The 25,341-nt window shown below is 63.1% G+C and carries 24 protein-coding genes; 10 read left to right on the forward strand and 14 right to left on the reverse strand.

The genetic code is table 11. The features are described from left to right. Positions 1-2: 2 nt before the first annotated feature. A complete protein-coding gene (locus tag HEP69_RS18110; protein WP_290559898.1) occupies positions 3-1,283 on the reverse strand; it encodes a DUF3422 domain-containing protein in 1,281 nt (426 codons plus the stop codon). 218 nt (positions 1,284-1,501) lie between these two features. Between HEP69_RS18110 and HEP69_RS18115 the strand changes: the two genes are divergently transcribed. Further along, positions 1,502-1,879 carry a VOC family protein gene (locus HEP69_RS18115; protein ID WP_290559899.1) on the forward strand — a complete coding sequence of 126 codons (378 nt, stop codon included), beginning with the start codon at positions 1,502-1,504 and terminating at the stop codon, positions 1,877-1,879. A 43-nt stretch (positions 1,880-1,922) separates the two neighbouring features. Here HEP69_RS18115 and HEP69_RS18120 read toward each other — a convergent pair whose 3' ends face one another. The 3 genes from HEP69_RS18120 to HEP69_RS18130 form a co-directional block, all read right to left on the reverse strand. Beyond that, positions 1,923-3,419 carry an NAD(P)(+) transhydrogenase (Re/Si-specific) subunit beta gene (locus HEP69_RS18120; protein ID WP_290559900.1) on the reverse strand — a complete coding sequence of 499 codons (1,497 nt, stop codon included), beginning with the start codon at positions 3,417-3,419 and terminating at the stop codon, positions 1,923-1,925. Positions 3,420-3,432: 13 nt separating this feature from the next. Further along, positions 3,433-5,004: a Re/Si-specific NAD(P)(+) transhydrogenase subunit alpha gene (locus tag HEP69_RS18125; RefSeq protein WP_290559901.1), complete on the reverse strand. Its 1,572-nt coding sequence runs from the start codon at positions 5,002-5,004 to the stop codon at positions 3,433-3,435. A 124-nt stretch (positions 5,005-5,128) separates the two neighbouring features. Continuing rightward, positions 5,129-5,578 (reverse strand): isoprenylcysteine carboxylmethyltransferase family protein, encoded by a 450-nt coding sequence (locus HEP69_RS18130; RefSeq protein WP_290559902.1) that lies wholly within the window; start codon positions 5,576-5,578, stop codon positions 5,129-5,131. Positions 5,579-5,790: 212 nt separating this feature from the next. On the opposite strand from HEP69_RS18130, the gene HEP69_RS18135 reads away from it, so the two are divergent. Continuing rightward, a complete protein-coding gene (locus HEP69_RS18135; protein WP_290559903.1) occupies positions 5,791-6,543 on the forward strand; it encodes an SDR family oxidoreductase in 753 nt (250 codons plus the stop codon). Positions 6,544-6,942: 399 nt separating this feature from the next. Here the strand turns inward: HEP69_RS18135 and HEP69_RS18140 are convergent, their stop codons facing one another. Next, positions 6,943-7,524 carry a TetR/AcrR family transcriptional regulator gene (locus HEP69_RS18140; RefSeq protein ID WP_290559904.1) on the reverse strand — a complete coding sequence of 194 codons (582 nt, stop codon included), beginning with the start codon at positions 7,522-7,524 and terminating at the stop codon, positions 6,943-6,945. A gap of 93 nt (positions 7,525-7,617) precedes the next feature. Between HEP69_RS18140 and HEP69_RS18145 the strand changes: the two genes are divergently transcribed. Both HEP69_RS18145 and HEP69_RS18150 read left to right on the forward strand, forming a co-directional pair. Further along, positions 7,618-8,082 (forward strand): (2Fe-2S)-binding protein, encoded by a 465-nt coding sequence (locus HEP69_RS18145; protein ID WP_290559905.1) that lies wholly within the window; start codon positions 7,618-7,620, stop codon positions 8,080-8,082. A gap of 3 nt (positions 8,083-8,085) precedes the next feature. Continuing rightward, positions 8,086-10,326 (forward strand): molybdopterin cofactor-binding domain-containing protein, encoded by a 2,241-nt coding sequence (locus HEP69_RS18150; protein ID WP_290559906.1) that lies wholly within the window; start codon positions 8,086-8,088, stop codon positions 10,324-10,326. A 27-nt stretch (positions 10,327-10,353) separates the two neighbouring features. Here HEP69_RS18150 and HEP69_RS18155 read toward each other — a convergent pair whose 3' ends face one another. Continuing rightward, positions 10,354-10,881: a flavodoxin domain-containing protein gene (locus tag HEP69_RS18155; RefSeq protein ID WP_290559907.1), complete on the reverse strand. Its 528-nt coding sequence runs from the start codon at positions 10,879-10,881 to the stop codon at positions 10,354-10,356. Between the two features lie 263 nt (positions 10,882-11,144). On the opposite strand from HEP69_RS18155, the gene HEP69_RS18160 reads away from it, so the two are divergent. After that, positions 11,145-13,211 carry a Hint domain-containing protein gene (locus tag HEP69_RS18160; RefSeq protein ID WP_290559908.1) on the forward strand — a complete coding sequence of 689 codons (2,067 nt, stop codon included), beginning with the start codon at positions 11,145-11,147 and terminating at the stop codon, positions 13,209-13,211. A gap of 15 nt (positions 13,212-13,226) precedes the next feature. On the opposite strand, the gene HEP69_RS18165 is transcribed toward HEP69_RS18160, so the two are convergent. The 8 genes from HEP69_RS18165 to HEP69_RS18200 form a co-directional block, all read right to left on the reverse strand. Continuing rightward, on the reverse strand, positions 13,227-14,006 hold the full coding sequence (locus tag HEP69_RS18165) for a gamma-glutamyl-gamma-aminobutyrate hydrolase family protein (RefSeq protein WP_290559909.1): 780 nt from the start codon (positions 14,004-14,006) through the stop codon (positions 13,227-13,229). A 126-nt stretch (positions 14,007-14,132) separates the two neighbouring features. After that, positions 14,133-14,348: a hypothetical protein gene (locus HEP69_RS18170; protein WP_290559910.1), complete on the reverse strand. Its 216-nt coding sequence runs from the start codon at positions 14,346-14,348 to the stop codon at positions 14,133-14,135. A gap of 8 nt (positions 14,349-14,356) precedes the next feature. After that, the gene (locus HEP69_RS18175) at positions 14,357-14,782 is read right to left on the reverse strand and encodes a heme-binding protein (RefSeq protein WP_290559911.1); all 426 of its coding nucleotides are present in this window, start codon (positions 14,780-14,782) and stop codon (positions 14,357-14,359) included. A 76-nt stretch (positions 14,783-14,858) separates the two neighbouring features. Continuing rightward, complete coding sequence (locus HEP69_RS18180) at positions 14,859-15,257, reverse strand: hypothetical protein (RefSeq protein WP_290559912.1); 399 nt, start codon at positions 15,255-15,257, stop codon at positions 14,859-14,861. Positions 15,258-15,292: 35 nt separating this feature from the next. Continuing rightward, positions 15,293-15,625, reverse strand: a complete 333-nt coding sequence (locus HEP69_RS18185) for a hypothetical protein (RefSeq protein WP_290559913.1) — start codon at positions 15,623-15,625, stop codon at positions 15,293-15,295. Positions 15,626-15,806: 181 nt separating this feature from the next. Then, positions 15,807-17,945, reverse strand: coding sequence for a malate synthase G (locus tag HEP69_RS18190; RefSeq protein WP_290559914.1), 2,139 nt, complete (start codon positions 17,943-17,945; stop codon positions 15,807-15,809). Between the two features lie 112 nt (positions 17,946-18,057). Then, positions 18,058-18,201: a DUF2256 domain-containing protein gene (locus HEP69_RS18195; RefSeq protein WP_290559915.1), complete on the reverse strand. Its 144-nt coding sequence runs from the start codon at positions 18,199-18,201 to the stop codon at positions 18,058-18,060. Then, positions 18,201-19,700 (reverse strand): FAD-binding domain-containing protein, encoded by a 1,500-nt coding sequence (locus HEP69_RS18200; RefSeq protein WP_290559916.1) that lies wholly within the window; start codon positions 19,698-19,700, stop codon positions 18,201-18,203. Before HEP69_RS18200 ends, HEP69_RS18195 begins: the two co-directional genes overlap by 1 nt. A gap of 100 nt (positions 19,701-19,800) precedes the next feature. Here HEP69_RS18200 and pepN point away from each other — a divergent pair, with 100 nt between their 5' ends. The 5 genes from pepN (at position 19,801) to HEP69_RS18225 (ending at position 25,313) form a co-directional block, all read left to right on the forward strand. Beyond that, positions 19,801-22,383, forward strand: coding sequence for an aminopeptidase N (pepN, locus tag HEP69_RS18205; RefSeq protein WP_290559917.1), 2,583 nt, complete (start codon positions 19,801-19,803; stop codon positions 22,381-22,383). Beyond that, on the forward strand, positions 22,380-22,781 hold the full coding sequence (locus tag HEP69_RS18210; protein WP_290559918.1) for a nuclear transport factor 2 family protein: 402 nt from the start codon (positions 22,380-22,382) through the stop codon (positions 22,779-22,781). Before pepN ends, HEP69_RS18210 begins: the two co-directional genes overlap by 4 nt. After that, on the forward strand, positions 22,771-23,493 hold the full coding sequence (locus tag HEP69_RS18215) for an SDR family oxidoreductase (protein ID WP_290559919.1): 723 nt from the start codon (positions 22,771-22,773) through the stop codon (positions 23,491-23,493). Before HEP69_RS18210 ends, HEP69_RS18215 begins: the two co-directional genes overlap by 11 nt. Next, complete coding sequence (locus tag HEP69_RS18220; protein WP_290559920.1) at positions 23,493-23,924, forward strand: hypothetical protein; 432 nt, start codon at positions 23,493-23,495, stop codon at positions 23,922-23,924. The genes HEP69_RS18215 and HEP69_RS18220 overlap by 1 nt, the downstream gene beginning before the upstream one ends. Before the next feature lie 159 nt (positions 23,925-24,083). Beyond that, positions 24,084-25,313: a hypothetical protein gene (locus HEP69_RS18225; RefSeq protein ID WP_290559921.1), complete on the forward strand. Its 1,230-nt coding sequence runs from the start codon at positions 24,084-24,086 to the stop codon at positions 25,311-25,313. The last annotated feature ends 28 nt before the right edge of the window (positions 25,314-25,341 follow it).

The following is a 25,341-nucleotide window of genomic DNA, read 5'->3' on the forward strand; positions in this document are numbered from 1 at the left end:
GGCTATTTGATCTTGCCCCTGATGCGGCGGATCAACCCCCAGACCAGCAGCACCACGGGCACCGTCACAATCGCCACCAGCGCCCCTTCGGACAGCCCCGTGGCATCGCTGAGCGGATAGAGCAGATAGCCCGCCAGCGACACCGCGTAATAGCTGATCGCCACAACCGACAGCCCCTCGACCGTGTGTTGCAGGCGCAGCTGCATATCGGCGCGCCGATCCATGCTTTCCAGGAGTTTCTGGTTCTGCGCGCTCCGCTCCACATCGACCCGTGTCCGCAAGAGATCCCCCGCCCGGATCGCCCTGTCGGCAAGCGCCTGAAGGCGCATTTCGGTCGATTTGACTGTCCGCATCGCAGGCTCATAGCGGCGCACCATGAACTCCGCAAAGGTCTGACGGCCCTTGAATCGCCCCTCGCGCAGCGCGGCGATACGCTGCATCACGATGGCCTCATACGCCCCTGTCGCGCCAAAGCGAAACGAGCTCTTGGCGGAGGTCGCCTCCAGCTCGGCCGAGATCGCCAAGAGCTTGGGCAAGGTCTCCTCCGCCGGTATCTCTCCGGAGGTCATGTCGCCCATCAGTTCGGTCAGGCGCGTGTCCAGCTCTCCGATCCGGGGCGAAAGACTGCGCACCCGGGAAAACCCCAGCATCGACATGGACTTGTAGGTTTCGACCTCACACAGGCGCTGCACGATCCGGCCCAGCCGCCTGCTGCCTGTATCGGCATTGGCAAAAACGGCAAAGCGCAGATGTCCCGCCGGATCGATGCGGAAATCCCCGGCCACGACCGCATTGTCATCCAGCACGGTGCTGACCGCCAGACTTTCGGGCACGAACCACTCCGCCAAATGCGCTTCGATCTGGGTATCGGCGGGCCGCGCGTCCAGACGGATATGGGCCGAGGTGATGCGCTGACCGGGTGCGGCGTCCAGCCACTCCTCGGGGAAAACCTCGAAATCTGCGGGATCGAAGGCCCGGTCGCTCAGCCCGTCGGAAAACGCCGTATAGGTCACGAATTCGGTGTGCTGCTCCCACTTCATCCGATAGCGCCCGATCTGCCCTGAAAAATGCGTGGCCCCGGGTTGGGGATGGGGCGCGCCGTATTTGTCCAGCAGCGTTGTCAGATGCGCCAGATCCGCCGCGCGGTCGCGGCCCGCGGCATCGGTCGGTTGCTTGAACGCGATATAGACGACCGTGCAGGGTGTCGCCATCGTCGGAAACGGGCGGGCATGCAGCTCATTGGCGAGCTTATAGCGCAAAGGGTGATCTTCGATGGGGGCCATAGCAGTATCCTTTGCAGCTCAGATGGCATGCCGTTCTCCTAATTTCAAGAAAAATAGGTTGTTAATCAATGCGTTGCGAGAATGCAATTGTATGCCGTCCGCTATCCGGGCAGTCATGGCGTTGATCTGGCATCGAATTTCGCACGCATCACCCCACAAAGGTGATTTGGCCTGATCGCTGGACCGGTCTAGGCTGAGCGCAAACGGAGGTGCCCAGCATGGAAAAGGTAACCGGTATCGGTGGCGTGTTCTTTCGCGCCAAGGACCCGGCGACGCTCAAGGACTGGTACGCCACCCATCTGGGTGTCGGCTGGAGCGATGAGGCGCCCTGGCAGCAACAACAGGGGTTTACGATCTTCGAACCCTTTGCCCAGGACACGACGTATTTCGGGCGCCCGGATCAAGGCTGGATGATCAATTTCCGGGTCGACGATCTGGACGCCATGATCGCACAGCTTGAGGCCGCGCAGATCGCCGTTCAAGCCCGGGCCGAATGGAACGGCCCCGTGGGCCGCTTTGCCCGCGTCCATGACCCTGAAGGCAATCCGATCGAGCTTTGGGAGCCCGCGAACGAAACGGCCCCGGAGGCGGAGTGAACCGCGCCCCGGGGCCGTGATCTGTCTCAGGCCGTGCTTTGGATCAGTCGATCTTGGGCAGCAGCGTATCGAGCGATGCCTTGGCGTCGCCATAGAACATGCGCGTGTTCTCTTTGTAAAAGAGCGGGTTTTCGATGCCGGAATAGCCCGTGCCCTGACCCCGCTTGGAGACGAAGACCTGCTTGGCCTTCCAGCATTCCAGCACCGGCATGCCGGCGATGGGGCTGTTGGGGTCTTCCTGCGCGGCCGGGTTCACGATGTCGTTCGAGCCGATCACGATGGCGACGTCGGTGTCGGGGAAGTCGTCGTTGATCTCATCCATCTCCATCACGATGTCATAGGGCACCTTGGCCTCGGCCAGAAGCACGTTCATATGCCCCGGCAGACGACCCGCCACCGGGTGGATCGCAAAGCGCACGGTCTTGCCCTTGGCGCGCAGCTTGCGGACCAGTTCGCTGACCGACTGCTGGGCCTGGGCCACCGCCATCCCGTAGCCGGGGATGATGATGACGCTGTCGGCCTCGTTCAGGGCCGTGGCGACCCCGTCGGCGTCGATGGCGACCTGCTCGCCCTCGACCTCCATCGCGGGGCCTGACGCGCCGCCAAAGCCGCCCAGGATCACGCTGATGAACGACCGGTTCATCGCCTTGCACATGATGTAGGACAGGATCGCCCCGGACGAGCCCACAAGCGCGCCCACCACGATCAGCAGGTCATTGCCAAGTGAGAAACCAATCGCCGCCGCCGCCCAGCCGGAATAGCTGTTGAGCATGGAGACCACGACAGGCATGTCGGCGCCGCCGATCCCCATGATCAGGTGATAGCCGATGAACAGCGCCAGAAGCGTCAAGAGAACCAGCGTCCAGCTGCCCGCATCCCCCAGATACAGCGCCGCCAACAGCACCGACCCCAGCGCCGCGCCCGCGTTCAGCAGATGGCCGCCCGGCAATTGCTTGGCCGAGGTGTCGACCTTGCCCGCCAGCTTGCCATAGGCGATCACCGATCCGGTAAAGGTCACGGCTCCGATCCAGATCCCCAGGACCAGCTCGATCTTCAGGATATTGATCTCGACATTGGATTTCTTGGCGATCAGCTGCCCGAACGAGGACAGCCCGTCATTGATCTCTTTCGGCAGGCCGATGGCGGTATAGCCATCCGGCCCCACAGCGCCCAGCACGAGGCTGTTGGCCTCATAGATCCCCGCAACCGCGTTGATCATGATATCGGCGTTAAAGCCCACGAACACCGCCGCGAGACCCACGAGGGAGTGCATGATCGCGACCAGTTCGGGCATCTGGGTCATCTGCACCCTGGTGGCCAGCTGATAGCCGACAGCAGCCCCCAGCGCGATCAGGACGATAGACGCACCCCAAAGACCCTGACCGGGTCCGACCATCGTGGCCACAACCGCGATCGCCATACCGGCGATGCCGTACCACACGGCACGTTTCGCGCTTTCCTGCCCCGAAAGGCCGCCCAGCGATAGGATGAAGAGAACAGCCGCGACCGCATAGGCCGCAATGGTAAATCCGAAATCCATATCTCAGGCCCCCTTAGGATTTCTGGAACATGGCAAGCATGCGCCGTGTCACGAGGAAGCCACCGAAGATATTCACCGAGGCCATGAAGACACCTGCGGCTGCAAGTATCGTGATAAGGGCGGAACTGGATCCGATCTGGATCAGGGCACCCAGAATGATGATGGACGAGATCGCGTTGGTCACCGCCATCAGCGGCGTATGCAGGCTGTGCGCCACGTTCCAAATCACCTGGAAGCCGATAAAGACCGACAGCACGAAGACAATGAAATGCTGCATGAAGCTGGCCGGAGCGACAAGGCCCACCGACAGCACCAGCAATGCACCGACCCCAAGCAGGATGACCTGGTTCTTGGTCTGCGCCTTAAAGGCCGCAACCTCTTCGGCGCGGATCTCTTCGGGGGTCTTTTCCTTGACCGGTTCTTTTTTCTGCGCCGCGATGGCCTGCACCTTGGGCGGCGGCGGCGGGAAGGTGACCTCCTTGGCATGCGCGATGGTCGCACCCCGGATCACGTCGTCTTCCATGTTGTGATTGACCACGCCGTCTTTCTCGGGCGTCAGATCGGTCATCATGTGGCGGATATTGGTGGCATAAAGCGTCGAACTCTGCGCCGCCATCCGGCTGGGGAAGTCGGTATAGCCGATGATGGTGACACCGTTATCTGTGACGATTTTCTCGTCCATCACGGTCAGTTTGCAGTTGCCGCCACGTTCGGCCGCGAGATCCACGATGACCGATCCGGGCTTCATCGCCTTGACCATGTCTTCGGTCCAAAGCTCGGGCGCCTCGCGGTTAGGGATCAGCGCCGTGGTGATGACGATGTCCATCTCCGGGGCCAGTTCGCGGAATTTGGCAAGCTGGGCCGCAGCGAATTCAGGCGAGGAGACCGCGGCATAGCCACCCGTCGCCGCACCGTCCTGCTGTTCCTCCTCGAAATCGAGGAAGACGAACTCGGCCCCCATCGATTCGACCTGTTCGGCCACCTCGGGGCGCACATCGAACGCATAGGTGATCGCCCCCAGCGAGGTCGCCGTGCCGATGGCGGCCAGGCCCGCGACACCGGCGCCCACGACCAGAACCTTGGCGGGCGGTACCTTGCCGGCGGCAGTCACCTGACCGGTGAAGAACCGGCCGAAATTGTTGCCGGCCTCTATCACCGCGCGGTAGCCTGCGATATTGGCCATCGACGACAGCGCGTCCATCTTCTGCGCGCGGCTGATGCGCGGCACCATGTCCATCGCGATGACCGTGGCGCCCTTGTCGGCGGCCAGGCCCATCAGTTTCTCATTCGAGCCCGGGTAGAAAAACGAAATCAGCGTCTGGCCCTCGCGCAGACGTTTGACCTCTGTTTCGGAGGGCGGGCGCACCTTGGCCACGATGTCGGCGGCCTTGAAGAGGGCGGCCCCGGTCTTGACGACCTCGACGCCGGCATCTTTGTAAAGCTGATCAGAAAAGCCAGCCGCAGCCCCAGCGCCCGCTTCGATCACACAGTCGTGGCCCAGCTTTTGCAGTTGAAGCGCGCTGTCGGGCGTCATCGCGACGCGGTTTTCGCCTGTGGCCGTTTCTTTCGGTGTTCCGATTTTCACCCTGTCATCCCCCTATCGCCGTCCGCGGCGCAAAATGGTCCGGTTGCAGACCTTGTCCACTACCGCGCGCAATTAAATTGCGCAAGCAAGTGGCGAAACTTGCCTGGAATTTGTCGCAGACTGTCTACACCCAACGGCGCACCTTGTTGGCATAACGCGCAAATTCCATGCGAAACGTGCGCCGCATGCGGTCTTCCTCGGGCAGGATAAAGCGCCTTTCGATCACCCAGACAAAGATTGGCACCAATGGTAGCGCCAACACCGCGTCCCATCTGAGAATCAGACCCAAGAGAACCAGGGTATCGCCCAGATAGATCGGGTTGCGCGTTCGGCTGAAGATGCCAGACTGGATCAACTGGGACGGTGTCTGATGTGGTATCAAGGTCGTCTTGTGGCGGCGAAACTCGGCAAATGCCAGCGCCATCAGGAGAATGCCGCCACCCACGCAGAGCCCCCCGACCAGATCCGCCCACGCACCGCCAAAACTCAGACCATAAGGCAGATAGCTTACCTGGGCCCAGGCCAGGAGAACGAAAACCGCCAACCATACCGGTGGAAGATCAAGCCATTTCATTGCGTTACCTCGAATGCGACGGTGCTGCCGGAGACGCCCGCGCAGCCCAGAAACTGACACAGTTTCTGGGCATTTTCTGTGTCAGAAAATGCCGCCTTGGGTTGGGTCATGCAGGTCTCATACCAAAATGAAAAAGTGACGGAACGGCGCGTCTTGTCACGGGGGGGCCAGAGCGCCACGCTGCGATCAGCTTGAATTACGGGAGGAAAGACATGTCACTTGCAGGCAAACACGCGCTGATCACAGGTGGTGGCACCGGGATCGGTCTGGCAATCGCTCAGGCTCTGGTTGCCGAGGGTGTTCACGTTACCATCACCGGTCGGCGCCAGGCGGTGTTGGATGACGTGGCAACCGACGGTATGACGGGCCTTGCGATGGATGTGCGAGACGAGGCCGACGTGACAGCCAAGATCGCCGCTGCGGTCGACAAGAACGGCCCCATCCAGATCTGCATTCCAAATGCGGGTATTGCCGAAGGGAAAGCGGTGCACAAGACCACCATGGAGTTCTGGCGCAACATGATGGCAACCAATCTCGACGGGGCCTTCATCACAATCCGGGAAAGCCTGGCGTCCATGCGCCAGACCGATTGGGGCCGGGTCATCACCATCGCCTCGCTCGCGGGGCTGCGCGGGTTGCAGGGCGCTGCCTGCTATTCGGCCTCCAAACATGGCATGATCGGCCTGACCCGCTCGCTCAGCGAAGATTATCTGGGCACGCCGTTTACGTTCAACGCCATCTGCCCTGGCTATGTGGACACCCCCATCGTCGCGCGCAATACGACCTCCATCGCCAACCGGGCGGGTGTGTCGGAGGATAAGGCGCTCAGCATGATGATCAATGCCAACCGCCACCAGCGTTTGATTGCCCCCGAAGAGGTGGCATCCGCTGTCATGTGGCTCTGCCGTCCAGGATCGGAGAGCATCAACGGCCAGACGATCGAGATCGCCGGAGGGCAGGTCTGACCCCCGGCGGTGGATCTGTTCTTCGTATTTGCAGCGAGAAGAAGACGGGGCGCGCGCGCCATCCAGTTGGGCGCGCCCTTTGCCGTGAGGCGGGGTGGCTGGCGCGACAGGCCATTGCGCTGGTGCTTTGGTCAAGCGCGTGGATGCGCCCGCGAAGACCGCATTGCTTTTGTATCGGGATCACCACTCGTCCCTGTCACATCAGGCTGGTCGGCGCGCCCGAGTTTCGGGCCAAAGGTCGGCATGATCGACCTTTGGCAGAGCGGATCGCGTCTTTTGGCGCTCGACGTGGGCAGCACCGCAGCTTGGCGGGGCAAAACCGGACACACAGACGCGGCGCGGCCCGATACACCCCGGCGAGAACAGACCTGTTCAAATCCGCAACAGCCGCTTGGATCTTTAGGCCGTGCGCAGCCCTGCGCCGAGGATCTGGGCCAGTACGGCCAGCCTTGCGGAGAGTGTCGTGTAATCCATGCCCGAATCCTTCAACCCTTTGAGCGCAGATGAAATCGTCGCGGCAACGTCAGATGCCGGGGCAAAAAGCCTGATATGGCCCGCCGCGGCTTCGCGCACCAGCCAGTCTGCATAAAGGCCGCGCAACCGCGTCTCGCCCGCCTCCTTGATGTCTGAGGCCGCCGCCGCGCCGGTATCGAGAAGCTCATGCCCGTGTGGCGAGTTGAGCATCATCTCCACCACCTCTCCGGTCTGCGCCTCAAAGGCGGCCGCCAGCACATCGCCGGGCATGCCAGAGCTCTGCAAGGCAGCTTCGACACCCTCGGAGGCGGTGTCATAGTAGAACTGCACAAGGCTGCGGAAAATCGCTTCTTTGTTGGGATAGTGGAGGTAGAGCGCCGGGCGCGACATCGCTGCCCCGCGCGCTATGTCATCCATCGAGGTCTTGCGGAATCCATAGGTGGCGAATGCATGCCATGCGGCATCCAGAATGGCATTCAGCTTAGGATCGGGACTGAGGTCTTTCATGCCCTTTTCCTGACAGCCTGGCCAAATAATGTCAATTGACGCACTGACATTAATGATATAATATGTCAGAATGTATTCATCAGGGAGTGGCCCATGGCAACCTCACTCAGGATCAACGGAACTGCGCATAATGTCGAGCTTCCAGAGGACGTCCCGCTCTTGTGGGTGTTGCGCGATGAGATCGGTCTGACCGGTACGAAATTCGGGTGTGGCGTGGCCGCCTGTGGTGCCTGCACCGTGCATATCGACGGTGAGGCCGTCCGGTCCTGTCAGGTGGCTCTGGGCGATGTCTGGGGCGATGTAACGACAATCGAAGGGGTCGGCACGCCGGACGCCATGGCGACGATCCAGCGCGCCTGGGTCGAAGAGCAGGTCGCGCAATGCGGCTATTGCCAGTCCGGGCAGATCATGCAGGCCGCAGCGCTGTTGGCCGAAAACCCCGACCCGACGGATGCCGACATAAACGACGCAATGCAGGGCAACCTGTGCCGCTGTGGCACCTATCCACGTATCCGCGCCGCCGTAAAATCGGCCGCCCGCATGATGAAGGAGGCATAAGCCATGGCATCGGTTGGCAAAATCCTGCGCCGGACCTTTCTGATCGGCTCAACCGCCATCGTCGGCGGCGTGGCCTTTGGCGCCTATATGGTCTCCCGCCCCGCCGCGAACCCGCTGCAACCGGGCGACGGCGAAGCCGCGCTGAACCCATTTGTCTTCATCGACCAGGAGGGCGTGACGCTGATCGCGCCCCGGGCCGAGATGGGCCAGGGCGTGCATACAACCTGGGCCGCCCTGATCGCCGAGGAGTTGGACGTGGCGCTTGAGGATGTGCGCGTCCTGCACGGACCGCCCGCCAAGGCATACTACAATACCGCGATGATCGGTGAGGTCTTGCCCAACAAAGGCTATGATATCAGTGACTTCCAGCATAATCTGGGGGAGTTGCTGGGCGTTGTCGGCAAGGTCGTGAACCTTCAGGTCACGGGGGGGTCGACCTCGATGCGGGACGGGTTCGTGCGGATGCGCGAGGCCGGAGCTTCGGCCCGCGAGACCCTCAAAGAGGCCGCCGCGCAACAGCTTGGCGTGCCCCGCGATCAGCTTAGAACCGACGCCGGAAAGGTGATCGCACCGGACGGGACCGAGCTAAGCTATAGCGCGCTCGCACCCGCCGCTGCCGGGATCGACCCGATCGAGGCCCGGCTGCGCGATCCGGCGCAATGGCGGTATCTGGGGCAGACCGTTCCGCGCATCGACATCGTGGCCAAATCCACCGGAACGGCCGAATTTGGCGTGGATGTCCGCCTGCCGGGTATGAAATTCGCCTCGGTCCGCATCAATCCGCGGCTGGGCGGGGTGATGAACGGCTTTGACGACAGCGCCGCGCGGAATATGCCCGGGGTCGAACAGATCGTCGATCTGGGCAATGGCGTGGCGGTTGTCGCCACCAACAGCTGGCTGGCCGCGCAGGCCGCCAACGCCATTGAGATCGATTGGGGTGCAGCCCCCTACCCGCCCGAAACGGACGGCCTTTTTGCCGAGATCGCCAAGGCGTTTGACACGCGCGCCAACTCGACCATGCGCGACGACGGCGATGTCTCGACCATTCCATCCTCCGCCACCCGGATCGAGGCGGAATACAAGCTCCCCTATCTCGCGCACGCGACGATGGAGCCGATGAATGCCACAGCGCTTTACACCGGCACCGCGCTTGAGATCTGGTGCGGAAACCAATCCCCGACCTTCCAGCAATCAACCTGCGCGAGCATCGCGGGTCTGGAGACCGAAGACGTGATGGTCCACACGACGCTGATGGGGGGTGGCTTTGGCCGCCGGAGTGAGCTGGATTTTGCCGGATATGCCACGCAGGTCGCGATGGCGATGCAGGGCACGCCTGTGCAGGTTGCCTGGACACGCGAAGAGGATATGACGCATGACTTCTATCGACCCGGTGCGATGGCCCGCTTTACCGGGGCGGTGGACGGCGGTCAGGCGGTGATGCTGGACGGACAGATCGCATCGCAATCCTGTGCGCAGCAGGCAATGGGACGTCTGACCGGTATGCAGATGGGGGGCCCCGACAAGGTGCTGGTCGAAGGTGCGTTCAACCAGCCCTATGCGATCCCGAATTACCGCATTCGCGGCCATATCGCCGAGCTGGACGTGCCTGTCGGGTTCTGGCGGGCGGTTGGCAACTCTCACAACGGGTTCTTTTTCGATACCTTCATGGACGAGATGGCCTATGCCGCGGGCGCCGATCCATTGGAGTTCCGCCTGGCCCTGATGCGCAGCGAGCACGCCCCCAGCGCCGGTTGCCTGGAGGCCGTGCGCGAGATGTCGGGATGGACCGGGCAAACGCCGGATGGCGTGGGCCGCGGCGTGGGGTTCACCTATAGCTTCGGCACTCCGGTCGCTCAGGTCATTGAAGTGGTCGATGAAGACGGCACCATCCGCGTCAACAAAGCCTGGATCGCCTGCGACATGGGCATCGCACTGGATCCCGGCAACGTGCGCGCGCAAATGTTCGGCGGTATGATCTATGGCCTGTCGGCGGCGTGTTACGAAGAGATCACCTTTGCCGATGGCGCGGTGGAGCAGCTGAATTTCCCCGACTACGAGGCAATGCGCATGCATACCGCGCCCGAGGTCGAGGTGCGCATCCTGGAAACCAACACCCATATGGGCGGAGCCGGAGAGCCGGGCACCCCGCCCGCAGCGCCCGCATTGGGCAATGCGCTGTTTGACCTGACCGGGATCCGGGCGCGCGAACTGCCGTTCTCCAAAACCTTCGATCTGCTGATCTGAGACCCCCTTCGGGAGACTGGCGCGCGCTCAGGGCGCGTGCCAGCTCTCCAGGACAGAAGCCAGCGCCGCCCAGTCAGTATACTCGGTGTCCATCCCGGGCGCGACATCGTGATCTCGTTGTGACGCGATCCACCGCATCGCCCAGCCCTTGAAAAAATCATATTGGGTGAACCGGAACGCACCCGCAATGTGATGGACGGCCCCCGGGCGCCACCCGGCCCCGTCGCAAAACCCCTGCGCGATCAGATCCAAATCGGCCCGTTCGTCCGCGTCCTCCCCCGCGGCGGCCAACGACACCTGCAAAAAGAGAGTCGGCAGTGTGTTCAGCCCTGCCGCATGCGCCTCGGCGAAATCCGCCAATTCACGCTGGATCCGACCGGCATGGACCGATCCGGCCAAGATCGCGGCGTCAAAGAGCGACAGACCGATCTCTTGCGCGTCGGTCGCGGCGATCACCTCCACGCTGTGCCCATGCGCAATCAACTGGCTTGCGCAGAACCGCGCGATCTTGCGCGTTTGCCCCTCGCTGGTGGCATAGCATATCAGAATGTTCATCGAACTCCTCGCCGTTGGTGAGACTTTGCGCCATCCTAGCAGACGGCCTATCGGTCCGTCTTGAGACGGATCGTGACCACGCCGGTTGGACCGGTTTGCAGAGCCACGCGGGCAAAACCTTACAAACGCCTCAAAATATCCAGAAATTGACCAAATCCGCTTGCCATTTTATAAGACAGGGAACCGGGCACCATAGGCCCGGATATGATCGCAGAGGATCCGAACCCTCGGACCATCGTGCGACGGTAATGAGGATAGAGCGTATGCCAGTGGGATATCTGGTTGATCTGGGTGCGAATAACGCGCTGGGATCATCCGATCTTATCAGTGATCCATGGACGGATTTTGACAGCGCCGAAGAGTTGGGCCGCGGTGAATGGGAATTCACAGGGCGCGACGGCGGCAACAATTTTTCCAACGAGCAGGAGCCCGGGACCTATTTCCTGGCCACAGACGGCCAGGTCTATTTCGTTCCGGACTTCGGCGAGGTCGACCGGCTGGACACGGCGCAAGTCATCACCGCGCCGGACTATGCGGCGATCAACATCGTTGACGGCACCGATGAGGACGATGTCATCGACGGGACCTTCACCGATACCGACGGCGATCAGGTCGATGAAGGGACCACCGGCGGCGCCAATGCCGACCTGGTCTTTGGCAATCAGGGTGACGACGACATCTCCTCCGGCGCGGGCCAGGACACCGTCTATGGCGGGCTGGGAGACGACACCATCAGCGGCGGCCGCGGCGGGGATCTGCTCTTTGGCGATGATCCTGACGATGCCCCGGCCATAACCGAACATCTCAGCTGGTCCTCCCAGGGCAGCGACGAGGCGGATATCTCGGGCACCTTCACCCAGGATACCGGCCTGATGAACGTCACGGTCGAATTCGATCAGCCGGGTTTTAACAACAACGCGACCTTCACGGTCGAGAGCAGCGACAGGATCTATACCGAAAGCGGAGAGCCCTTCGACCCCAACTCAAGCGCTCATGTGTTCGGGGATGGCGACGATGGGACCGGTCTGATCAGTCTGGGTTTCTCGTCCGGGGACCCGTCGGTCGAGGATGAGGTCACCAATGTTGTCTTTCGGATCAACGATATCGATCATTCAGGCGGCAATCACAGGGATGTGCTGACGATCACCGCGACAGACGCGAATGGCGATCCGGTCAAAGTGACGATTACCGCCGAAGGAGACGACACCGTCAGCGGCAATGTTGTGACAGCCGCCGATGGCGGGCAGACCCAGGCTCAGGCGGAAGGCTCTGTTCTGGTCGAGATCGCGGGCCCGGTCTCGGACATCGAGATCCTTTACGAGAACGCGCTGGACGGCACCCAGGCGATCTGGATCAGCGACGTCTATTTCGACGTCGTTCCAGTCGACGGCAACGATCAGATCTCTGGCGATCAGGGCAACGACACGATCTTCGGTCAGGGCGGTGACGATCTTCTGGACGGCGGGAAAGGATCCGACAGCGTCGAGGGCGGCGCAGGCAACGACACGATTGACATCGCGCAAGGCGACACCGTGTCGGGCGGCGCGGGTGACGATCTGTTCCGCATCGTCGATCTGGCCGAAAGCGGCAGCGGCACGATCACACTTGTCGGCGGTGAGGATGACGAGACCGGCGGCGACACGCTGGATCTGGGCGGTCAGGCGGATCGCACCACGCTGAACCTGACCACCAATGAGCTGGGTGAGCTGGCAGGCTCGGTCGAGCTGATCGACGGCACGCTCCTGACCTTCAGCAATATCGAGAACATCATCTGCTTCACGCCCGGCACGCAGATCCTGACGGTTGCAGGGCTCCGTCCGATCGAAACGCTGGCACCGGGCGATCTGATCCTGACCCGTGATCATGGCCCGCAGCCGCTGCGCTGGATGGGCCAACGCACGGTGCCCGCAACGGGCGGGTTCGCGCCGGTGGAGATCGACCCGATGCTGATCGATGGCGCCACGGCACCCTTGCGTGTCTCGCAACAGCACCGGATCTTGTGGGAAGGCTACAGGGCGCAGATGCTGTTCGGCGAAAGCGAGGTTCTGGTTGCGGCCAAGCATCTTCTGTCGAGCCCTGCGGTGCGCCTGCGGGTCGGTGAAACCGTGACCTATATTCACCTGCTTTTTGACCGGCACGAGGTGATCTATGCCAATGGCATACCCACCGAGAGCTTTTATCCAGGCGATACGGCTCTCGAAACCGTGACCGATGAAGGACGCGACGAATTGTTCAGGATCTTTCCGGATCTACGGTGCGATCTTGGTGATTTCGGCCGTACCGCACGGGTCTGCCTGCGTCAGCATGAGGCGCCGTTGCTGGTCGCCTGACCGGCAATATGCCCTTTACCCGGCGGCTTTGAGAATATCGGGACGTTCGCCCGCCGCCCAGCTGCGCACCGCATCCCCGAACGCGGCGAACAAGGGCCGTGAAACCGGATCGTTGGCCGCGTCCCATTCCGGGTGCCACTGCACCGATAGGGTAAAGCCCGGCGCACCCTCGACATAGATCGCCTCGGGTGTGCCATCGGGGGCGTAGCCATCAATCGCGATGCGCGCGCCCGGCGTCTTGATCCCCTGACCGTGCAATGTGTTTGTCATCACCTCGGCGGCGCCGAAAAGGCGGTGAAACACGCCGCCTTCGGACAGGGTCACCTTGTGGCGCAGCGCAAACTTTTCTTCCAGCGTGCCATCGGGCGGCATGCGGTGGTTCATCCGCCCCGGCAAATCGCGGATCTCCGGATAAAGCGTGCCGCCCATGGCGACGTTGACCTCTTGAAACCCCCGGCAGATACCCAGGAACGGCTGCCCGCTTTCGACACAGGCCCGCACCAGCGGCAATGTGATCGCGTCGCGCGCCCTGTCGAAATCGCCATGCGCTTCGGTCGGCGGCTCGCCATATTCCTCGGGATGCACATTGGGCCGCCCGCCGGTCAGGACAAAGCCGTCGCAAACCTCAAGAAGTTCGGGCACCGAAGTCAGGCGCGGATCTGAGGGGATCAGCATCGGCACGCAGCCCGACACCTCTGCGACCGCGTGTGAATTCATGGTGCCACCCGCATGTACGGCGTACTGATCGTTGATCAGATGCGAATTGCTGATGATGCCGACGACAGGCCGCGCCATGTGTATCCCCGTGATCGTGTCCCTTGGCGAAAAGATAGAGCCGCAATACACCAACAGCAACTACGTGAGCTGCGCGGGCGCGCACACGCCCCTGTGCGCCTGCCCATCCTGCCCAAAAACTGTAACTTAAGCGTTGATGGATGCGTTGCCGGACATCGGGCCGGATTGGCCGCCCCATTCGCAAACAGCGATCCGATCCGAGCGCGTGTTCAAAACAGCACGATCCGGCCCGCGCACCATCCGCTGCGCTCCCCCCCCGGCCACACGGGCAAGCAGGCGGGCGCGCTGCGCATACTCCGTCTCGATCCGCGCCGCGCCATCTGTCTGTCGCGCGGCGCGCAATCCTCGGCTCAGATCTCTCCGATCAGGCCCGCCGCTTCGATCCCCGCCATTGCGGCGACGGCGTCATTGTCCGATGTGTCGCCGGTCACGCCCACGGCACCAATCACAACACCTTTCTTGTCGCGCAGCAGAACGCCCCCCGGCACCGGGACAAGCTGCCCACCGAAAAGCCCGTTCACAGCGCCCATGAAATAGGCCTGGGTTTCGGCGCGCGCCATCTGCGCGGTGCCCGCCAGCCCCAGCATCACCGATCCATAGGCCTTGCCATGGGCGACCGCGAACCGGCCCGGCGCCGCGCCGTCCTCACGCTCGAACGCCTGCACATGCCCGCCCGCATCCAGCACCACGACCGAGAGCGGTTTGAGCTCCATCTCACGCCCCTTCTCCAGCGCTTTGCGGATAATCGTGCGTGCTTTTCTGAGTGAAATCGTCATTCTGCGGCTCCCGTTGGCAGTTGTCGCGTTCAGATATCTGGGTGCGCGCGAGGAGGCAACGCCCCCTCGCCGCTTTTCAGCCCGGAACCCGATCGCGATGAGCCAGACCCGCGATCTCCAGCATCCTTGGATCGGCCTCTTGCATGCGGGTAACCACCTGCGGGCAACGATGGCAGGCCGCGGCACCTTCCTGCACATACCACCGGCAGGTCCGCCGGATCGCACAGGGCGGTAGCTTGTCCACACGGGGTGACAACCCATCGGCGATCCGCACCGCAAGCTGGCATTTGCCTGCCTCGAAATGGGTGCATTTGCTCTCGGCACATGGCGCTGCAAAGCGCAGCACATGCGTCGGTGGCACGGCACCGGTGGCCTCCAGCAGATCCGGCGTCACCGGCACATGGGCGTTGACATAGGTAAGCTCAGGCCCCTCCGGCCCTCGCTCGACCACGCCCAAAACCTGTGCATCCGGCATCTCCGGCTGCGCCGAGGGGCAACTCAGCGGGCGTTTCACCGGAGCGTGTCGAACTGGATGGGCCCGGAGGGGAAGTAACCCATCGTGCCGAAATCCTTGAAGATCTGGACGGTGGGACTGGCGCCTTCGGCGACAGGCCCCATCGCATCGGTGATCTTGGCAGACATCTCATAAACCTCACGCATGTTAAGCCGGTCCAGATCCATATCGCGCCAGATCAGCCCTACCGTGCCGATATCGGGAAAAACGCCGATCTCGACCCGACCGCCGCCAAGGACCTCGATCCGGTCGGCAATCACGTGTTCCGCGGCTTTTCTGGCCCGCGCCGTCACCTCGTCCACTGGGACGGATTTTGCTCGTATTGACATGACTTTCTCCTAAAAATTGCTTTTGAAAACCGGTGCGACAGGCGCACCGCGACGCAGAAAAAAATGGATCTGCGCCGCTAAAGCGTACAGCAAAGGGCCGCGAAAAACAATTCTGGCGCGAGTAGGGTAATCCATACTCGCGCCAGAACCCTGGTCATGTAACATGTAAGCTGTGTTGCGTTCAGGACGCTTTGAGTTCCAACCGCCGGGCATGCAGCACCGGCTCGGTATATCCCGAGGGCTGCACACGCCCCTCGAACACCAGATCGCAGGCGGCGCGGAAGGCAACGCCATCGAAACCGGGCGCCATCGGCACATAGGCGGGATCGCCCGCGTTCTGATTGTCCACCACTTCGGCCATTTTCTTCATCGCGCCCATCGCCTGATCACGACTGACCACACCGTGATGCAGCCAGTTGGCAATGTGCTGGGCCGAGATACGGCAAGTCGCGCGGTCTTCCATCAGACCGACTCCGTTCAGATCCGGCACCTTCGAGCAGCCCACACCCTGATCGATCCAGCGCACGACATAGCCTAGGATACCTTGCGCGTTGTTTTCGACCTCGCGCAGGATCTGTGCCTCGGTCCATTTGCGGAACGTGGCAAGCGGAATGCCCAGAATACCATCCACATGGGCACGGCGACCGGTCGCCTTCAGCGCGTCCTGGACGGCAAAGACATCGATCTGGTGGTAATGCAGCGCATGCAGCGTCGCGGCCGTCGGGCTGGGCACCCAGGCGCAATTGGCGCCGGCCTTGGGATGCTCGATCTTCTGTTCGAGCATGGCGGCCATCCGGTCGGGCATGGCCCACATGCCCTTGCCGATCTGCGCTTTGCCCTGCAACCCGCATTCAAGCCCGATATCCACGTTCAGGTTCTCATAGGCGGTGATCCAGGATTTCCTCTTGATGAAGTCCTTGCGGCTGAATGGCCCGGCCTCCATCGAGGTGTGGATTTCATCCCCGGTCCGGTCCAGGAAACCGGTATTGATGAAGGCCACCCGGTGCTTGGCTGCCCGGATACATTCCTTGAGATTGACCGAGGTGCGCCGCTCTTCGTCCATGATGCCCAGCTTGACCGTGTTTCGCGGCAGCCCGAGGATCTCTTCGACCAGCGTAAAGATACGGTCGGCAAAGGCCACCTCTTCGGGGCCGTGCATCTTGGGTTTGACCACATAGACCGAGCCGGTGACCGAATTCCCGCTGTCGCGCGCCAGATCGTGCATCGCGATCAGGGTGGTGACCAGGGCGTCCATCAAACCCTCGAATACCTCGGCCCCGTCAGTGTCCAGGATTGCCGGGTTGGTCATCAGATGGCCCACATTACGCACCAGCATCAGGGCGCGGCCCTTGATCGTGACCTCTGCGCCGTCGGGCGCGGTATAGACACGATCCGCGTTAAGCCGCCGCGTCAGCGTCTCGCCCGCCTTCTCGAAGGTCTCGCTCAGGTCGCCCTTCATCAGGCCCAGCCAGTTGGTATAGGCCAGCACCTTGTCTTCGGCATCGACGCAGGCCACCGAATCCTCGCAATCTATGATCGCCGAGACGGCACTTTCCATCACCACATCGGCCAGACCCGCCTGATCGCGGCTGCCGATCGGGTGCGTGCGGTCAAAGACCAGCTCCACATGCAGCCCGTGATTGCGCAAGAGCACCGCGTCGGGCGCTTTGGGATGTCCGGTGAAGCCCACGAATTTGGCGGGATCGGCCAATGGCATATCGTCGATCAAAAGCGCGCCGTCATGCACGTAGTACCGCCGCGCATCCGCATGGCTGCCCCCGTCGATGGGGAACGCCTCGTCCAGAAACACCCGCGCGCGCGCCACGACCCGAGCGCCGCGGCCCTTGTCATATCCGCCCTTGGGCGGGGCCGAGCCCATCGCATCGGTGCCATAAAACCCATCATAAAGACTGCCCCAGCGGGCATTGGCCGCATTCAGCGCATAGCGCGCATTGGTGATCGGCACCACAAGCTGGGGTCCTGGAACCTGCGCGATCTCAGGGTCGACATTGGCGGTCTCGATCTCAAATGCAGGGCCTTCGGGCAAGAGATATCCGATCTCTTCCAGAAAGGCGCGATAGGCGGTGTGATCATGGGGCTGGTCGCGATGCGCGATGTGCCAGGCGTCGATCTTGGCTTGCAGATCGGCACGTTTGTCCAGCAGCGCCCGGTTGTCCGGCCCCAGTTCATGCACCATCCGCGACAGCCCGCTCCAGAACCTGCCGGACGCGATACCGGTTCCCGGCAGCGCCTTGTTCTCGATGAAATCCACCAGTTCGGGCGCCACCTGCAGCCCCTCAATGATCTGACGCTCGCTCATGTGACGGCTCCCTGTTTGCCCCGTGTACGGCTGTATACCGCGCGCTAGGTAGAACGAAAGTTTCCTATAGGCAACAGACGCGGTCAGAGTTTTTGACCAATCTCGGTGTTTTTCAATGGCGCCTGCGGCGGCAGCGGTCAGAGCAGTATTTGACCTGGTCCCAGACCTTCGCCCATTTCCGGCGCCAAGCGAACGGGCGTCCACAGGCGGCACAGTCCTTTTGTGCCAGGTCGGGCTTGCGCCGCATCCGGGCCATCAGAACTCGAATCCCAGCTGGCGCGGGTCGGCCCGGCCTTTGGCACGCGGCGCGCGGTCGTTGACGAAATGCCCCTGTGGGTCCTTGCGCGAGGCGTGCTTTTCGATCACCCGCGCGGCCTCGGCCCGGAAGGCACCGCCCTTGCGCACCGCCCAGATCGCCTGACGCGCGGCGCGCGCGGCCTCGGCCAGATCGACGATGGGGGCTCGGTAGGCAAGGCGCGCAGCACCCTCCCAGCGCCAGGGTTCTTGCAGGAGTATGTCGGGCACCGCCGCCAGTTCAGGCAGCCAGCGGCGGGTGAAGATGCCCTGCGGATCCTGATCCAGCCCCTGTTTGACGGGGTTATAGATCCGTACGGTGTTCATGCCCGTGCTGCCCGATTGCATCTGCACCTGAGACCAGTGGATGCCCGGCTCATAGTCAGTGAACCGGCGCGCCAGATGCAGCCCGGTCTGCCGCCAGTCGAGCCACAGGTGATAGGAAGCGAAAGACATCACCATCGACCGCATTCGGAAATTCAGCCAGCCTGTCGCCTCAAGATACCGCATGCAGGCATCCACGAACGGCACGCCGGTCTCTCCGGTCTCCCACGCAGCCCGGCGTGCGGGGTCGTCGCCACGCAGATCCTGATAGGCTGAATGCAGGCAGCGCTGTTCAAGCGCGGGCGCGTCTTCGAGCTTTTGCATGAAATGATCGCGCCAGGCGAGCCGGGCCTGAAAGCTCTTGAACGCCCCGCCCCAGCCCACGCGTGTGCCTTTGACCTCCCGTTGGCGGGCGGCAGTGGCCCGGGCCGCCTCGCGTCCCGACACGGTGCCCAGCGCCAGATGCGGCGAGAGGCGCGAACAGGCGACCTCCCCCGTCAGGGGTGAGGACATCGCGCGGCGATAGTCCTGCCCACGGGTTGTCAGGAAACTCTCCAACAGCGTCAGCGCCGCGGTCCGCCCACCGGGCTGGCGGTCGGCGCAATCATCGGCCAGCAGATCCGGCCAGGCATCGCCGGGCTGGGCGGGAGCGGCGCGCAGGCCCGAAACCTCGGCGACAGACGCGCGCAGAAAGGCGTTGCGCCGCGCGGCCCAGCCATCGCGCCCGGGCAATCGGCGCACCACGCCCGATTGCGGCAGCTCGGTCCAGACCACACCCTGGCCCCGCGCCCAATGCGCCACAGCGCGGTCGCGGGCGAATGTCCAGGCGTTGCCGGTTTCCTCGTGGCTGACCAGATGCTGCGCCCCGGTCCGGGCGCGCAGCGCCTCAAGCACATCGACGGCGCTGCCCACGCGCAGGCAGAGCGTCAGGCCCAGCGCATCGAGCTGGTCGCGCAGATCGGCCACGCATTCCCGCAGAAAGGCGAACTGACGCCCCGATACGTCCTCAAGCGCCCAATACTCCGGCTCAACCACATAGACCGGCAGAACCGGACCCAGCGCCGCAGCATGCGCCAGCGCCGGGTGATCGGCCACCCGCAAATCTCTCTTGAACCACAGCAGAACCGGTCGTGTCATGGCCTCTGACATAGCGGGCGCGCGGGCCATGGAAACCCCGCTTGCAGCCCTGCTGCGATGGCCCTACCGTCTGCCCAACCCCCAAAGACCGGAGCCCCCGATGCGCGACGCTGCCCCCACAACGATCTATCTCAAGGACTATGAACCTTTCGGCTTTGCGGTTGAAAACGTCGAGCTGACATTCGAGCTGCACCCAACCGCGACCCGTGTCAAAAGCCGTATCGCCTTTCGCCCCAACCCGGCCACCACGGACCGGCGGTTTTTCCTGCATGGCGAAAACCTCACCCTGATCCGGGCGGCCATCGACGGGGCCGAGGTGACGCCCGAGATCACGGATGAAGGGCTGATCTGCACCGTCGCCGACGCGCCCTTCACCTGGGAGGCGGAGGTGGAGATCAACCCGCAAGCCAACACCGCGCTCGAAGGGCTTTACATGTCCAACGGCATGTATTGCACCCAATGCGAGGCCGAGGGGTTTCGCAAGATCACCTATTACCCCGACCGGCCCGATGTCATGGCGGTATTTACCGTGCGCATGATCGCACCCCAGGACGAGATGCCAGTGCTTTTGTCGAACGGCAATGGCGAGGGGATGGGCAGCGACACGGCCTCTCCCGGCACGCATTACGCCACCTGGCACGATCCCTGGCCCAAGCCCGCCTATCTCTTTGCGCTGGTGGCCGGCAATCTGGTGTCGATCGAGGACAGCTTTACCACCCTGTCTGGCAAACATGTGCGTCTGGCGATCTGGGTGCGACCCGGTGACGAGCACAAATGCGCTTTTGCGATGGAGGCGCTGAAGAAATCCATGGCCTGGGACGAAAAGGTCTATGGCCGCGAATACGATCTGGATGAATTCAACATCGTCGCGGTCGACGATTTCAACATGGGCGCGATGGAAAACAAGGGCCTCAATATCTTCAATTCCTCGGCTGTGCTCGCCTCGCCCGAGACCGCGACGGACATGAATTTCGAACGGATCGAGGCGATTGTCGCGCATGAGTATTTTCACAACTGGACCGGCAATCGCATCACCTGCCGCGACTGGTTCCAGCTGTGCCTGAAGGAGGGGCTGACGGTGTTTCGCGACGCGCAATTCACCGCCGACATGCGCTCGGCCCCGGTCAAACGGATCCAGGATGCGATTGATCTGCGCGCGCGCCAGTTCCCCGAGGATCAGGGGCCGCTGGCGCATCCCGTGCGGCCCGAAAGCTTCCAGGAGATCAACAATTTCTACACCGCCACGGTTTATGAAAAAGGCGCCGAGGTGATCGCGATGCTCAAGCGGCTGGTGGGCGATGACGCCTATGCCCGCGCGCTCGATCTCTATTTCCAGCGGCATGACGGCCAGGCCTGCACCATCGAGGATTGGCTGACGGTGTTCGAGGATGTCACGGGCCGCGATCTGACCCAGTTCAAGCGCTGGTATTCGCAGGCAGGCACCCCGCGCCTGCGCGTGACCGACGACTGGGCGGACGGCACCTATACGCTGCATGTCACCCAGACGCTGCCGCCCAGTGCCACGACGCCCGATCCGCAGCCGCAGGTGATTCCGATCAACCTGGGCCTTCTGGGCCCCAATGGCGACGAGGTGGTGCCCACCACCATGCTGGAGATGACGCAGGTCTCCCAAAGCTTTCGCTTCGAGGGGCTGGCGGCAAAGCCCATACCGTCGATCCTGCGCGATTTCTCGGCGCCGGTGGTGCTGGAACGTGACAGCGACAGCGCGGAACGTGCGTTTCTTCTGGCCCATGACACCGACCCCTTCAACCGGTGGGAGGCCGGGCGCGCGCTGGCGCGGGCCACGCTGACCGACATGGCGACCCAAGGCGCGGCCCCCGACCCCGCTTATCTGGATGGAATGCTCACCGTGCTGCGCGACGACACGCTCGATCCGGCCTATCGCGCGCTGATGCTGGGCATGCCGGGGCAGTCGGATCTGGCGGGTTCCATCGCGCAGGCGGGAGGCACGCCCGATCCGATGGCGATCTGGCAGGCCTCCGAGACGCTGAAACAGGCGCTGGCGCAGCAATGTCAGGACGTGCTGCCGCGGCTTTACGCCGAGGCGCATGTGGACGCGCCCTATCGCCCGGATGCGGACCAATCGGGCAAACGCGCGCTTGGCGGCGCGGTGCTGTCGCTGATCAGCCGTCTCGATGGCGGCGCGCAGGCGGCCACGCAATATGCCCAGGCCACAAACATGACGCTGCAATTGCAGGCGCTGGGATGCGTGCTGTCGGCCAAACGCGGCACCGCCGAGCTGGGCGCGTTCTATACTCAATGGCAAACCGACCGGCTGGTGATCGACAAATGGTTCATGATGCAGGTCGTGCAGGCCGAGCCAGGCGACGCGGCGCGGATCACCGAAACGCTCACCGCGCATCCAGATTTCAACTGGAAAAACCCCAACCGCTTCCGCGCGACCCTGGGCGCGCTGGCGATGAACCACGCGGGTTTTCACGCCGCCGATGGCGCGGGCTATGCCCTGCTGGCCGATTGGCTGATCCGGCTCGATCCGGTCAATCCGCAGACCACCGCGCGGATGTGCCAGGCCTTCCAGACCTGGAAACGCTATGACGCCGACCGTCAGGGCATGATGCGCGAAGCGATGGAGCGGATCATGGGCCAGGATGGCCTGTCGCGCGATACCGGGGAGATGATCGGACGGATCCTGTCGGCATGACAACGGCGCCGCGCGATCTTGTGTCGGAGTTTTGGCGGGTCATGGGAACAAATGATTTCCAGGCCGCGTCCCTGCTGCTGTCGCCCGATTTTCGGGGTGTTTGGCCGCAATCGGGCGAAGTCATCGAAGGGCGCGCCAATTTCGCGGCCCTCAATACGGCCTATCCCGCAAAGGGACCATGGCGGTTCACGCTCAACCGCTGCGTTGCCGGGCGGGACCAGGTTGTCACCGATGTGACCGTCACCGATGGCGAAACGGTGGCCACCGTGATCAGTTTCCATACCGTGCGGGGCGGCCATATCGTAAAGCAGGTCGAATACTGGCCCGATCCCTACGACCCGCCGAGCTGGCGCGCGCACTGGGTGGCACAGATGGAGGATCCAAGCGATGAGCCGTAAATCCCTGCTGATCACCGGCGCCTCCGCTGGCATTGGTGCGGCCTGCGCACGGCTTGCGGCGACCCGCGGCTATGATCTGGTGCTGACCTACAACTCCGATCGCGCTGGCGCGGAGGCGGTGGCGCGCCAGACCCGCGCGGCTGGCGCCGAGACGACGCTGCACCAGCTCGACGTCGCAGAGCCGGACGCCATCGCGGCCCTCTTTGCGGATATCGCCCACCTGGACGGGTTGATTAACAATGCAGGCATCGTGGCCCCCAGCGCGCGGCTGACCGAGATGGATCACGCCCGCCTGCGGCGGATGTTCGATGTCAATGTCATCGGTGCGATGCTGGTCGCCAAGGAGGCGGTGCTGCGCATGGGCAAGGGCGGTGTGATCGTCAATGTCTCTTCCGCGGCGGCACGGCTGGGATCTGGCAATCAATATGTCGATTATGCGGCCTCCAAGGCGGCCATCGACACGTTTACCAAGGGCCTCAGCGATGAGATGGCGGGCGATGGCATCCGCGTCATTTCGGTCAGGCCCGGGATTATCGACACCGGCATTCACGCCAAGGGCGGAGAGCCGGACCGCGCCGACCGGCTTGCCCCGGCGGTACCGATGCGGCGCAAGGGCGACGCGGCAGAGGTGGCCCAAGCCGTGCTGTGGCTGCTGTCGGACCACGCAAGCTATGTCACCGGCACCACGCTGGATGTCACCGGCGGGCGCTGATGGCAGAGCCGTTTACATTCGAGGCCAGGGGGCGAAGCCGCAAGACGATGATCGCTCTGGCGGTGGTCTATGTCCTTTTACTGGCAGGATTTATCCTGATTGATGCCGCCTGGTGGATCGTGGCGTTTCTGGCGCTGATGACGCTGCCTGCGCTGTGGGATCTGTGGTCTGACCGCCGCTCGGGCCTGCGGCTGACGGAAGAGCGGCTGGAATGGTGGAGCGGGCGCGGCAAGGGCGAGATGCCGGTTTCGGAGATCGATCACATGCGGTTCGACACGCGGCTGGACTTTTCCGTGCGGGTCAGCGCGGTGACGGCCCATAAACGGCGGATCCGCCTGCCCTATGAAGCGTTGCCCCCGCACAAGATCTTTGAGGCCGCCTGCCAGGCCCGGGGCCTGAAAACCCAGCGACACCACTTTACCCTGCTCTGAGCAGCGACGCGAAATCCGCCCGGAAATGCCCGCCAAGCTTCATTCCCGCGCCATCATTCAGTCCCAAACCAGGGCTACTTCCGCATAACGGCATGTAACGATACGAGCGGGCAGATCATGATGGACGAAGGCACCAGATTCGGACAGTTTGCGCGACGCATGAAACGTTGGTCGCGCATCAAAATGCACCCCACCGACGCGCCAGAAGCGCCGCCTCTCCTTTTGGGCAAGGCGGACACCCCCCCGACCGACAAGCGGCTTTTGCATATTCCGGTGCGCGATACGACCGCGGATGATGACGAATGCACCCGGCTGCGCAGCCTTGGACAGTTTCTTGCGCGTCAGGACCGCTGGTGTGATCTGTCCGCCAAGATCCGTATGGCGGATGCCGCGCGATCCAAGACCCCAGGCGGGATGCCGGTCACCGATCTGTTGACCTTTGGCGCCCGATCTGACGTGGTGGCCGCCGCTGAACACGCGATTGAGGAGGGGGTCGCGCCAGGCAACCCTGCGCTTTTGTCGGGCATCGGCGGGCTGGAGGCGGTGCTGGAAGAGCACGGCAATGATCCCGCCATCGCATTGACCGTGGCGCATGCCCATATCGACATCGGCTGGGCCTGGCGCGGCTCAGCCCCCGAAATCGCAACGCCGCGTCATCGCCGCGCCTCCTTTGCCGCGCATTTTGAGCGCGCGGGCGTTATCCTGAGCGGATTTCGGGGGGCGGCATTGAACAGCCCGTCGCTGGCCGCGGCGCGCTGCGCGCTGTTGCCGGGCCTGCGCGACCCGCGTGCGCAGATCACCCGGGACTATGAGGAGCTGATCGACCTCGATCCACATAATGAGCGGCATATGCGTGCAATGGGCAACCACCTGTTGCCACGCTGGTTCGGCGATTATGATCAGTTGGAGCTGGAGGCCCGACGCATCGCAGCGCGTACGCAGGATGTCTGGGGTGACGCAGGGTATACCTGGGTGATGTTCGACGCGATTGCCATCGACGCCGAGGCCTGTGCCAGGGTCGATCCGGATTTCTTTATCGACGGGCTGCGTGCCATTCTGGCACGGCGCCGGGATCAGGGCACGGCCAATCTGCTGGCGGCATATTGCGCCATAGCACTTGGCGCGCACCGGTCCGTTCATGCGGCCGCCGCACAGATCGGCGCCTGTGCCGATTGGGTGATCCGCGATCACATGACCGAGTTGCATCCGTTGGTCTGGGCGCATGCCGCCGAGGGTTTTGACAACGCGGCCCCGGTCACGTCGCTGAGCCGGTTCGCCGCGCATGGGCAGGCGCGGGCGCTGCGGGTCCTGGCGGACCTCTTCCAGGACGAGATCGCGCGCGGCAGGCAGGTTGTCTTTACCCCCGAGGGCTTGCAGATCACCGCCTGACCCTCTTGCCCGCGCGCGGTCGCTGGCC

This window comes from Aestuariivita sp., assembly GCF_021404545.1.
Lineage (GTDB): Bacteria > Pseudomonadota > Alphaproteobacteria > Rhodobacterales > Rhodobacteraceae > Aestuariivita.